Genomic DNA, 12,280 nt, shown 5'->3' on the forward strand with positions numbered 1-12,280 from the left:
TTTGCTGTTATTAATTACTCTTTCGAGACAATTAATCAAGCCCACCTTACAGTGTTTACGTGACCTCTGGAGATTATCACTCCAGGCTATGCGTTAAATAGCGGAATTATGCGCATCTTTTGCGCCCTTTTTGTTTATAAGCTGTAGCATAGTAAGCACGAAAAATAAGTGCATGCCCATCTACTAATATTAAATGTTTCATAAAATTTTATTAACTCCCCTATTAAAACTATTTATTGTGAATCTAAAAATTTATTTATAAGATCTTGATAATCTGTGATTGAAGAATCTTTATTCAAATTTTTATTATCTAGTTTTTTTGTTAAATTTTTTTGTTTTTCGATAAAATCAATCAATAAATTAATTTCTTGATTAGTTGTACCAGAACCTTTGCTAATACGATGACGACGACGATTATTATTAGCCAGTAATGTTGGATTTAATCTTTCTTCATGTGTCATGCTTTGGATAATAGCTTCAAATTTAACTATTATATTATTATCTAAAATATTTAAATTAGTTATTTTATTACCTATTCCAGGAATAAAATTTAAAATTTTTTGAAAAGATCCCATCTTTTTAATTAAATTTAAATGTTTTTGTAAATCATAATAATTATAATTGTCTTGAAATAATTTATCTATTAATTCGGCATTTTGTTTTGGATCTATTTTATTTTCTATATTTTCTATTAAAGTAGATAAATCGCCCATACCTAAAATTCGAGAAGCTATTCTTTCAGGATAAAAAAATTCAAAATTATCATCATTATGTTGCTCTGAGCTTGAAATAAAACGAATAGCTAATTTTGTGATATATCTAATAGATAAAATTAAACCTCCTGAAGTTTTAGCATCCATTTTAGTCATAATTACCCCAGTAAATGATAATTTTTCATTAATTTGTTTAATTTTTCCTGATATTCGTTGACCTCCTAAAGCGTCAACAACAATAAAAGTTTCATCGGGTTTAATATTTTTTTTAATTAAGGCTAAATTGTTAACACTAATTTCATCTTCAGGAGAGAATCCGGTAGTATCTATAATAACAGTTTGAAAATTATTTTTTTTTGCATAATTAATACCTTGCAAAATAACTTCTGATGCATCATTTGTATCATTGTTAGTGTAAACTTCTATATTAATATTTTTTCCTATTTGTTGTAATTGTTGAATTCCACCAGGTCTATGATAATCTGCTGCAATTAACAAAATTTTATCAATCTTTTTTTTATATATAAAATAAGCTAATTTACCTGCAACAGTTGTTTTTCCGCTACCCTTCATACCTATTAACATAAAAATATTTAACTTATTATCTTTTAAATTTAAAGGTAAAGGTTGACTACCTAAAATATTAGTTAAAGTATTTTGAATTATTTTAATAACTTGTTGTTGAGGAGTTAAACCTTTTAAAATTTCCATATTTAAAGTTTGTTGTTTAATTAATTCATTAAATTTAATTACTACTTCATAATCAACATCTGCTTTTAATAAAGCAGGATTAATCTCTTGCATGATATTATCAATATCTTCTTTTTTAATATATTTTTTATTACCGATTTTATCAATTATTTTTTGAACACTATTACTTAAAAAATTCATTAATAACTCCTTTTTTTATTTATTGATATTATATTAATAGAAATATTATTTATAATAAATGTTAATTATATATAATATTTAATTTTATTAATTATCAAATAAACAATTAACATAATTTTGAATATCAAATTTCAATAAATCATTTGGTAATTCGCCAATACCTATATATTTAGTTTCTAATTGATATAAATGCTTAATTGCTAAAATTAACCCTCCTTTAGAAAAATGATCAAATTTTGTAAGAATAATACCAGTAACCGGAATTTTTTGACTAAAAGATTCCACTTGTTTTAAAGCTTCTTGGCCTGTCATAGCGTCTAAAATTAAAAAGGTTTCGTGAGGAGCTTGAGTATTATACTTTTTAATAACTCTGTCTATTTTAGCTAATTCTTGCATTAGATTATCTTTATTTTGTAATCTTCCGGAAGTATCGCATAAAATCACATCAAAATCTTGATTTTTACTATATTTCAAACCTTCAAAAATGACACTTGCTGGTTGACTATTATTTTTTGAAAAAAAATTACTTTTTGAAGTTATACTCCAACTTTCTAATTGATCTATCGCTCCGGTACGAAAAGTATCTGCTGCTATCAATAAAACTTTTTTATTTTGTTTAACTAATTGAGTAGCTAATTTTCCAATAGTGGTAGTTTTGCCAGAACCATTAACTCCCACAAAAAGATAAATTTGTGGTTTTTGTGTTGAAATATTGTCGTTATTATTGCTTTTATTATTTTGTTGATAGAATAGCAATATTTGTTCTTTTAGAAAATTTAAAAAATATTTTGGTTGAGCTAAAATATCTGATGAAATATTTTTGCGAATTTGATTAATTAAATTTTGAGTGGATTCTAGACCTAAATCTGATTTCAGTAATAAAATCTTTAATTCATCTAATAAATTATCAGTTAATTTATTTTGTGATTTAATTCTTTGGGCCCATTCTGGTATTTGTTCTTCAGATAAATTTTTTAAATTTGCAAAAAAATTTTTTTTATTTTGAGTTTTTTCTTTAAATAATTTTTTAAAAAAATTAAACATAATTTATTTATTTCCTCTTAATTATATACCACGGCAATAGATAAAATTATTAACTCTATAAATATATCAATTTAAATTGTATAATAAATTTATTTTTGAGATAATTTTTCTTTCTCTTTTTTTTTATTTTCTGATTTATTATTTTTATTAAAAGAGATAATTTGTTTACACTTCGGATAAGTGCTACAACCTAAAAATTTACCATATTTCCCATTCCTTTCTGCCATTAAAGATCCACAAGAGGAGCAATTTTGATTTGTTAAAATTATAGATTTTTTTTGATCAATATCGGAATTTTTACACTTAGGATAAGCATTGCATCCTAAAAAGACACCATATTTACTGTAACGTTCTACCATAAAATCTCCACAAATAGTACATTTTTTTTGTGTTGTAATATTTTTCATAACTTTAATATTATTATTAGCATTTATAAATAATTTAATAAAATCATCATAAAATTTATTTAAAATAGTTATTTTATCTACTTTGCCATTAGCTATATTATCTAATTGTTCTTCCATATAAGCTGTATATTCGATATTAATAAAAGAATTAAAAAATTTTATTAAAAGTTCATTCGTCATTAATCCTCGTTGAGTACAAATCATTTTCTTATCTTTAATATTTACATAATATCTATTTTTTAAAGTTTCAATAATGTGAGAATAAGTTGAAGGTCTGCCTATTTTTAAATTTTCTAAATGTTTAATTAAAGAAGCTTCGTTATAACGAGGCGGAGGTAAAGTCATTTGGGATTTAGCTATAACTTTTTGAGGTAAATAATATTGATGCTTTTGCCAATCAGGTAATAATATTTCTTTAAAATTAGAATAAAAACTAGTTTTTAAATAACCATCGAATATCATTTGATAACCTTCAACTTGAAATAAATATTTTTCTATTTCAAAAATAAACTGTGTTTTATTAATAACTGCTGCACTCATTAAACTAGATATAGTTTTTTGATAAATTAAATTATATAAAGATAATTCATCTTTATTTAAATAAGACTTAATTTGTTGAGGAGTTTTTTTTATATCAGTAATGCGAATAGCTTCATGAGCTTCTATACGATTTTTAGATAAATTTTTTAATTTTATATCATTTACGTAAGAAGAACCAAATTTTTCACTAATAAAACTTTGAGCATTTTCAACAAATTCCTCGGACATACGATAAGAGTCGGTTCTCATATAAGTAATTAATCCAATTATTTCCTGATCTATTTTAACTCCTTCATAAAGTTTTTGCGCAATGATCATAGTTTTACGAGCATTCATACCTAAATATTTAAAAGATTCTTGTTGTAAAGTAGCAGTAATAAATGGCTTCGGAGGTTTATTTAAATTTTTAGTTTTTATTATATCTTTTAAATAAAATTTTTTATTTTTTAACTGATTTAAAATTTGATTAGCTTCTTCAAGTTTAATTTTAGGATTTTTGGGATTAATAATTAAATTAGCTGTAAAATTTTCAAAAATAGCTTTAATTAAATAATATTCTTCGGGAATGAAATCATTATGTTCTTTTTCGCGTTCAGCAACAAGTTTTAAAGCCACTGATTGAACACGCCCTGCCGATTTAGAACGAATACGTCTAACTAAAGAAGATAATTTAAACCCAATTATTTTATCTAAAATAAGTCGAGTTTCTTGTGATTCTACTAAACGTTTATTAATCGTTACAGGATTATTAAAAGCTTTAATAACAACATTTTTATTGATTTCACTAAAAAAAATTCTATTTTTATCTAACGGTTTTAATTTTAAAACTTGAGCTAAATGCCATGCAATAGCTTCGCCTTCTCTATCAAAATCAGTAGCTATAAATACATATTTATCTTTAGTTTTGGAAATTAAATCTTGAACTAACTTTTCTTTACCTTTAATAATGCAATAATCAGGTTTAAAATTATTATCAATATCAATACCTAAATTATCATTACCTTTTAAAGATAAATTACGTATATGTCCTTTTGAAGATAAAACTAAAATTTTATGATCAAAAAAACTACTGATAGTTTTAGCTTTAGAAGGTGATTCTACAATAATTACTTGTGACTTCATAGTTAAAAATGCTCCTTAAAGAAATTATTAAATCTATAAAATGAAGTTTTCTATTATAAATTATTTACTTGCATAACTTTTAAAGCAATTATATCACATTAAAGAAATTTAAATCAAAATTAACAGGACCTATAAAACCATTAGAGACTTTATACAAAATCATATCTAAAACTTTATTTTCATCAATAATATTATTTTTTGTTAAATAAATATTTTTTTTTGCTATTTTATACCATAAATTAGGTAATTCTAATTCTTGTTCATCCAATTTGAAACATTTTTTTAAATTTTGATAATAATGTTGTTTAAGATAAGTTAATAAATATTCTACAATAGGTAATTTCGGATATAAAGTAGATTTAATGCAGCCGCAAATAGCTAAATTATATCCAATATAAGGATCACTAAATTTATGATATAAAATTCCAGGAGTATCTAATAATTTAATTCTTTGATCTATTTTAATCCATTGCATTTGTTTTGTGATACCTGGTATATTCGCAGTTTTAACAACCTTTTTATTAGCTAAACAATTAATTAATGTTGATTTTCCCACATTAGGGATACCGGTAATCATTAATTTTAAAATTTTATGTTCCCAAAGGGGTTTTTTTATTTTTAAAATTTTATATATATAGGGTTTAATTTGGTGAATATTAATTTTTGATTTAGCATCAATCCATAATACCGGTATTTTATTTTTTTTAAAAAAATTTTTAAAAATATTTATTTTAGACATATCCGCTAAAGATATTTTATTTAACAACAATAAAAATGGCTTATTATTAAATGTTTTTAACAATTCCCAATTGACACTTGAATAAGGTATTCTTGCATCTAAAATTACTAACATTAAATCAATCATTTTTAAAGATTGATCTATTTCTTTAAAGGTTTTTTTCATATGACCAGGAAACCATTGAATACAAAATTCACGCATTATCTTACTCTTCTTATTTTTTAATAAAATAATAATTATTATAATTATTAAATTTTATTATTTATTATTTTTATCTAATTCTTGTTTTAAATTTTGTAGATATAATTTCAAATCTTGATCAGGAACAAAAATTTTTTTACTATAAACCTTATATACTTCTTCGCCAGATATTAAAATAATAGCTAAACCAATTTTATCTAATAAAATATGATAAAGACGTTGTAAAAACAATTTTTTAGCCCAATAAAAAGGATTAATTATATTAACTGAAGTACTTAAAAAATTCATTAATTTATTAGTTTTTTGAATTTTTTGTAAATATTTTTTATTTATTAATTTATATTTTAAAACCATAATTTGTCGCAAAGTCATACGTTTAAAAATGCATAAAATTTTATTTTGAAATAAAATATCAATTCTTTTATGCAAATATTCTATTAATAATAAAGTTTCTCCGAGATTTAACTCTAAACAAGGAGAAGTCGACCTCGGATAAAAAATAGTTGCTATTTCTAAAGTTAATTTTTGTATTTCTTGAAACAATATTTCTATATATTTTTGGGGATTTTCTTGAGTTTTATTTAAAAATGTTAATTGATGTTTTTTAATTAATTTATTAACTTTTTCGTTTTCTGATAAATCTTCTGTTTCATTAAAAGAAATTTTAAAATTTTTATTAAAATTTTTAACAATAAAAAATAAATATACCAGAGAAAAAGTAATACCTCCGGCACCAAATCCAGCTAAAAAAATTCCAAAAAATTTCAATTGATTCCATAAATTATTAACCAAAAACATATTCAAACTTCCTTTTAAATTTATTAATTATCGAATATTTTCTAGCAAATAACTTGCGTACCATATATGTAACTTTAATTTTGACATCACGAATGATAAAATATTAATTATAATTATGTATTAATTAACTTTTAAACTTAGGTTTTAATGAATAGTAAACTATTTAAAACATATATTATTAAAGAAGTTAATTCTTAGTTGCTTTTTGTAATTATTTATAAAACGTTATATGTAATTTTAAATTTATTTATCCAAAGTAATTCATAATAAAATTTATATTCAATAATATTTGAATTATTAATTAAATAAAATTTTTTCATAATTTAAAAATAAAGCGATAAATTTTTTGATTATTATTTTATTAATGATAATATTTGTTGATAAATATATAAATTTTTTGTCGATTAAGGTGTTTTTTTATATATAATTTTAGTTTAACAAATAACTTTTTGTTATAGATATCCAAAATATAATTCAAAATATATTATTTGATTGCTTTATTATTTGATTATTTTTTATTCAATGAACAATGAATTCAAATTTTTATACTGTTTATATTACCTTGGGAAATTTAATTTAATTAAAACTATTTTTTTTCAATAGTTTAATTATGAATATCTTTGTATAACCATCAACAATTATATAATAATATTTTTATTAAATACATCAAAAAATAATATAATAATAATAGAATAGTGAAGTTTAATAATGTAATTTATTTCATTATATATTACTGTCAAGTTAGTTTCTCTGCAGAACCGGACAAGCAATTTTTCAACAAAACGACGTATAATATCTTATTAAAATATCTTTAAAACTTTTTGTCATATAAAGGTTATTATCTTTTGTCTTCTTTATGTTTTTTAAGATATTTTAATTTTAAAATTAGGCTGACGACTACTCTAAGTGTCGCTTTATTTGATTTTAATATTTATTAGTTTTAACTGTTTTAAATTTTTCAATTTTGTTAATGTTAAATTATTTTAAATCAATGATTTTTAATTTTAATTTTAAAAATGAAATTTTTTTGTGATTAATTAGTTTTATATTTTATTAAATATTTATGTTATACTTTAAAAAAATTTTTCCAACTCCTAAATAATATATTTAAATATTATTTTTTATTTGAGATTTTTTAATATATTTTTATTAAAATAATTGAAAAAACTTAGATATTTCGAATAATTTTTTATTTGATTAAATTTATTATTAATATAAATGTTTATCTTTTTAATTATTTAAAATAAAAAAATTTTATTTAGTTTAATAATTTAAAAAACGTTAATTATAAATTTTTATATATCGGAACATATTTGGTTGTAAAATTTAATTAATATTGGTATCAGGAAAATTTAGGTTAATTGTTTTTTAAAGAATCTGTGTTATGTAGGATTTAGTTTTGTTACTTTTTTCAGTGTATTATTCAGAAGTAAAAGTTGTTCCAAATATTTTGCTATTAATTGAAAAAAGATTTAACTTGTAATGGGACGTAATTTTTGAAGTATTAATATATTTTTAAAGATGTTAATATCATAATTTGATTGTGTTATTTAACCTATTGATCTTTATGATTAATTACTTTTTCTGAAAAATTTTTTTGAATAATGAACAAAATATATTTTCCTAAATAAAGATTAAAGATTTTTTAATTAACATAGATTTTAGCTTCATTTAGTTATTAAATAAAAAAAGATCCCCCCCTGAGAAAGAGGGATCTTTAAGTTTATGATTATTAAATTCGAATTGTTTTAATTTCTTCTAGTATTATTTCGTTGATTTCGTTGATTTCGGTTATTTTGGTTTTGTAGATGATATTGATCACGCATAAAAATTTGTTGATTTATCCTTTGGAGATCATCCAATGTACAATTCATACTTTCGGTAACTTCTCTCATCATTCTTAAACGTGTTGAAGAATTTAAATCCATATTATTAAAAATATTATTTAATGATATAAGTAAACGGTCTCTTTCCTCTTCAAGTTGTTGTTGTCTTATATTTAAATCTATTCCAGGTAAAGCATATAATTTTTTATTATTTTCGTTATTATTTATAAATAATAATCCTAAAAAAATAAATAAACAAATACTTATTATTTTAAATTGATTTGATAATTTTAACATTAATTAAATCTCCTATAATTATTTATAATTGTTTTTTTTGGAACTTTCTGGTTTATCAATGGAAAGTGTATGAGAATAATTTTTTCTTAAGTTCATATATTGAATATTATCATCTGATGAATTATTTTCATTATTTTCTATTGTCGAAATGATATTTTGTTGAGAACTTTCAGGTTGATCATGACGAGTAGTTAATACTTTATTATTGTTTTTTCTTTTATTATATTTATTGATTTTCGTGGTAATAGCATTTTTTTCATTTAAAAGTTCTGCTTTTTTGTCGCTATCAAATTTAAAATGTGTTAATTCGTTTTGTATTGCTAATTCCGCTTGTAAATGCCAAGCATATTCTTCATCATTGGAAATTTCATTATTATTACTATATTTGTTACCCATAGCTATTAATTTATTATTATAAAAAATAAATAATATTCCTAAAAAGATTAGTAAATAAATAATAATTATTTTAAAGTGATTTCGTAATGTAAACATTTATTAAATCTCCTTTTATTTTTTAAATTTTAATATATCGGAAGTTTATATAATTTTTGTTACCAGTCAGAACTGGTTTTTTTATTATTTTCAGTTTTTTTTCTGTTATCATTATTATGTTTGTCTTTAAAGATAGATAAAGTTTTACTAACATGGTTTAATTGAAGGTGGAAATTGGTTAATTTTAAGTTGTTGTTATTAACAAAAGCTTCGCCTAGATAATAGTTTTTGTCTTTAGTTAACAAATGTTGGGAAGTTTTCATATTCTTTTTTCTTATTTTAACATATAAATATAATTTATTATTGTCTTTTGTATCGAAAGAGTAGCGTTTGTAGTTATTTAAATTAGTATGATTATCAGTATCACTATCTGTGTTTAAATATTCGGAAAGATAACGTTTTTTAATATAGTAAAGGAGATTAAAGAGTTGTTCTGATCGGATTTGGATATGGTTTAATAATATTTTTTGATTTATTTTAATTAGTTTATTATTATTTTTTATTATTTTTTTTGATAAATTATATAATTTAGTATTAAAATTATTATCAATTATTTTGCTATTTAAATAATTTGGTAAGTTTTTTTCTTTGACTTCTTTTTTTAATAAATCTTGTTTTTTAAATAATTGTTCTACTTTTTGTTTTTGCTTTTTATAATAACTGTTCCTATTCATGCCATCAAGATATTTATCCATGGTACCTCTCCTTTTTTATATTATTAGATAATTTTAGGTTTAACTTGGGAAAAATAGGTATTTTTTCTTTAAATATTTTAATAATTTTCATTTTAGTTAAAATGATAAAATCAATAAATAAAAAAGAAATAATACTCAAATGATAAAAAACCATTTGATTATTTTTTTAATTTTGATCTAATATATATTTATCTTTTAATGTTTTTTAATATAGCAATATTTTAACATATTTAACTTTTTAATTTTAAATTAAAACTGTTGTTAAATTAATAAGTTATTGTTTTATTTTTTGTTGCGTAATAAATAATTCTATCTTTAAAATGTTGGATAGTACCTTTTAAGATTTATTGATATTTTTATAAATATCTCTTATTTTTTGGTTAAATAATTTATTTTTTATTTATAATTTTGTTTTAATTTTTTATGAATTTTTTTTTATTTTAACTTTTATGTTAATAAGTTGAATTTTATGAAAAATTTAGTTTTTGTAATCTATGTGATGCTATTTTGCAGGGATTTGAATGTTATTTAGATCCTTTTGTTGGTTATGACACGTTAAGGAAAGTGTGGATAATAGGGTTATTAAAAAACAATGTTAGCATATTATTGTCAAAGCATATTTAGCAAGATAATTGATTAATTAACTATCAGAAAAATATAATTTAAGAGAGGAATATTACAAATCAGTAGAGCAATTTCAAGAAATAAAAAAATAATATAATATACTAATCAATGAATATTAAGGGTTCATTAAATAATTAATCTATAAAATAAAAATAAGTTTTCAATATTGTAAAATTTTTTAAAAGAAAAATAGATTAGAAGAATAATTATAAAATCAAAATGATGAAATAAATGTTTTAAAATCATAATAAAAATAACAAAATTGAGTTATGCTCTTGTTCAACAACATTACGCGGAACAATAAAAAAAGTAAAAAAAATGCTAAAATTTTATTACCCTATTATTAATTAATAATAGAAAAAAATTAATTTTCTTATGATTTTGATTAAATATTTCCTTACTAAAGTTATATAATAGTTATATATTAAAATTTCCAAATTCGTTAATATCTTATTATTATCAGAAAGGTTATGAAATTAATTTGATGAACAATAAATAATATATGAAAATACCTGAATTTTATCTATGACATTCTTTCAATTGAGGATTAAAAATAAAAAAAGAGGTTTAAATTCATGGTTATATACCAAAATAAATTATATTTTTTATTATTATTTTTAGTTGGTTATTTAGGATTATTCCTGTTAATCAATATCCATCCAGTTATGGCAATGGATGGTTATAATCCAAATGATCCACATTCAATTAAAAATGAAATACTTAAAATTTCATCCAAAAGAGACAACATATCTAAAAAAATTTTGCATTTTAATAAACTGAATTTAAATCCTTATAATTTAATAAGACAATCAAAAGATTTAGCTCAAAATATGACAGATCTTTATAAAAGAATTGCTCATCTGAATGCTTTAAATTGTATAAATCAAAAAATTTGGCAATATTCATATGAACGTAACCAAATAGCTATAAAAATTTTCAGTTTAAGCGGACTATATCAAGACACAACGATGATAGAAGAACTTAACAAAAAACATCAAGAAATAATCCAAAAAATTCAAAATTTAAACCAAAAATATTTCCATTTACAAAACGAATTAAATGCAAATTTATAAATAAAATTTAATATAAATTATTATTCTTTTTTTCAAACCCCCCCCCTTACCAATGGGGGGTCTTTTTTATTTACTATATTTATTGTATTAATGAAGAAAAATACCCCCCCTCTTTTTTTAAAAAAGGGTTTTATAGATTAAAGATAATACTTTATTTATTGTTATTATTGTCATCTTTTAATAATTTTTGATAAATTTTTAATTCTGCACTTTGAATACGAACTAATATTCTTGATAATTTTCTTTGAAATTTTAAATAAATTTATTTTTGATTATCATTATTAACTAATTCATTTATTTTATGCGTTATTTTGGTTATTTCGGTTGCATTATCATAAATTTTATATTTTAAATTAATTATTATTTCTTCAATGTTAAGATGATTATCATGATTAAGTTGATTATTGCTAATTCTCGAAATGTTTAGATTATCCATTGCCATAACTGGATGGATATTGATTAACAGGAATAATTCTAAATAACTAATTAAACATAATGGTCAAAGATATAATTTATTTTTTTAATTGCATCATTTAATAACTTACAACCCCTTTTATGTTATCCCTTAGCTGAGGTGATTTTATAGATAGATTTGTTAATCTACGTGACGTCGTTTTAAGGGGGAGCAGAATTTTATATGGACGCTTTTTTGGTGGTTGATGTATGTTAAGAACAATGGAGGCAGGGTTACAAAACAAGCGTCAGGAATCATTGCCAAATTAGGTTTCGCAGTTCATAAAATCCACTGCATAATTTATTTAGTCCAAAAACTTTTTTGTCATCTTGATGGTACATTGAAAATAATGCCTCAATAAAAT

General features: G+C 21.2%; 10 protein-coding genes. 1 reads left to right on the forward strand and 9 read right to left on the reverse strand.

Translation table 11 applies throughout. The features are described from left to right. Window positions 1–233 precede the first annotated feature (233 nt). The 8 genes from OC710_RS01720 to OC710_RS01755 form a co-directional block, all read right to left on the reverse strand. A complete protein-coding gene (locus OC710_RS01720) occupies window positions 234–1,604 on the reverse strand; it encodes a signal recognition particle protein (protein ID WP_004994531.1) in 1,371 nt (456 codons plus the stop codon). Between the two features lie 87 nt (window positions 1,605–1,691). Continuing rightward, window positions 1,692–2,648 carry a signal recognition particle-docking protein FtsY gene (gene ftsY, locus OC710_RS01725; RefSeq protein ID WP_004994533.1) on the reverse strand — a complete coding sequence of 319 codons (957 nt, stop codon included), beginning with the start codon at window positions 2,646–2,648 and terminating at the stop codon, window positions 1,692–1,694. A gap of 89 nt (window positions 2,649–2,737) precedes the next feature. Then, complete coding sequence (topA, locus tag OC710_RS01730) at window positions 2,738–4,717, reverse strand: type I DNA topoisomerase (RefSeq protein WP_004994534.1); 1,980 nt, start codon at window positions 4,715–4,717, stop codon at window positions 2,738–2,740. A gap of 88 nt (window positions 4,718–4,805) precedes the next feature. Continuing rightward, complete coding sequence (gene ylqF, locus OC710_RS01735) at window positions 4,806–5,657, reverse strand: ribosome biogenesis GTPase YlqF (RefSeq protein ID WP_004994536.1); 852 nt, start codon at window positions 5,655–5,657, stop codon at window positions 4,806–4,808. A gap of 57 nt (window positions 5,658–5,714) precedes the next feature. Further along, complete coding sequence (locus OC710_RS01740) at window positions 5,715–6,455, reverse strand: hypothetical protein (RefSeq protein WP_004994539.1); 741 nt, start codon at window positions 6,453–6,455, stop codon at window positions 5,715–5,717. 1,748 nt (window positions 6,456–8,203) lie between these two features. Further along, window positions 8,204–8,578 carry an SVM family protein gene (locus OC710_RS01745; RefSeq protein WP_004994541.1) on the reverse strand — a complete coding sequence of 125 codons (375 nt, stop codon included), beginning with the start codon at window positions 8,576–8,578 and terminating at the stop codon, window positions 8,204–8,206. An 18-nt stretch (window positions 8,579–8,596) separates the two neighbouring features. Further along, a complete protein-coding gene (locus OC710_RS01750) occupies window positions 8,597–9,070 on the reverse strand; it encodes an SVM family protein (protein ID WP_004994542.1) in 474 nt (157 codons plus the stop codon). A 59-nt stretch (window positions 9,071–9,129) separates the two neighbouring features. Beyond that, a complete protein-coding gene (locus tag OC710_RS01755; RefSeq protein ID WP_004994544.1) occupies window positions 9,130–9,765 on the reverse strand; it encodes a hypothetical protein in 636 nt (211 codons plus the stop codon). A gap of 1,199 nt (window positions 9,766–10,964) precedes the next feature. On the opposite strand from OC710_RS01755, the gene OC710_RS01760 reads away from it, so the two are divergent. After that, window positions 10,965–11,462 (forward strand): SVM family protein, encoded by a 498-nt coding sequence (locus tag OC710_RS01760; RefSeq protein ID WP_004994546.1) that lies wholly within the window; start codon window positions 10,965–10,967, stop codon window positions 11,460–11,462. A 262-nt stretch (window positions 11,463–11,724) separates the two neighbouring features. On the opposite strand, the gene OC710_RS01765 is transcribed toward OC710_RS01760, so the two are convergent. Further along, window positions 11,725–11,904 carry a hypothetical protein gene (locus OC710_RS01765; protein WP_101677296.1) on the reverse strand — a complete coding sequence of 60 codons (180 nt, stop codon included), beginning with the start codon at window positions 11,902–11,904 and terminating at the stop codon, window positions 11,725–11,727. Window positions 11,905–12,280 lie beyond the last annotated feature (376 nt).

Origin of the sequence: 'Vigna radiata' phytoplasma (assembly GCF_030586915.1) — a bacterium.
Lineage (GTDB): Bacteria > Bacillota_I > Bacilli_A > Acholeplasmatales > Acholeplasmataceae > Phytoplasma > Phytoplasma australasiaticum.

Excerpts from the sequence above, each read along its gene's own strand:
- OC710_RS01720 (WP_004994531.1), bottom strand. The coding sequence starts at position 1,604 with ATGAATTTTTTAAGTAATAGTGTTCAAAAAATAATTGATAAAATCGGT.
- ftsY (WP_004994533.1), bottom strand. The coding sequence starts at position 2,648 with ATGTTTAATTTTTTTAAAAAATTATTTAAAGAAAAAACTCAAAATAAA.
- topA (WP_004994534.1), bottom strand. The coding sequence starts at position 4,717 with ATGAAGTCACAAGTAATTATTGTAGAATCACCTTCTAAAGCTAAAACT.
- ylqF (WP_004994536.1), bottom strand. The coding sequence starts at position 5,657 with ATGCGTGAATTTTGTATTCAATGGTTTCCTGGTCATATGAAAAAAACC.
- OC710_RS01740 (WP_004994539.1), bottom strand. The coding sequence starts at position 6,455 with ATGTTTTTGGTTAATAATTTATGGAATCAATTGAAATTTTTTGGAATT.
- OC710_RS01745 (WP_004994541.1), bottom strand. The coding sequence starts at position 8,578 with ATGTTAAAATTATCAAATCAATTTAAAATAATAAGTATTTGTTTATTT.
- OC710_RS01750 (WP_004994542.1), bottom strand. The coding sequence starts at position 9,070 with ATGTTTACATTACGAAATCACTTTAAAATAATTATTATTTATTTACTA.
- OC710_RS01755 (WP_004994544.1), bottom strand. The coding sequence starts at position 9,765 with ATGGATAAATATCTTGATGGCATGAATAGGAACAGTTATTATAAAAAG.
- OC710_RS01760 (WP_004994546.1), top strand. The coding sequence starts at position 10,965 with ATGGTTATATACCAAAATAAATTATATTTTTTATTATTATTTTTAGTT.
- OC710_RS01765 (WP_101677296.1), bottom strand. The coding sequence starts at position 11,904 with ATGGCAATGGATAATCTAAACATTTCGAGAATTAGCAATAATCAACTT.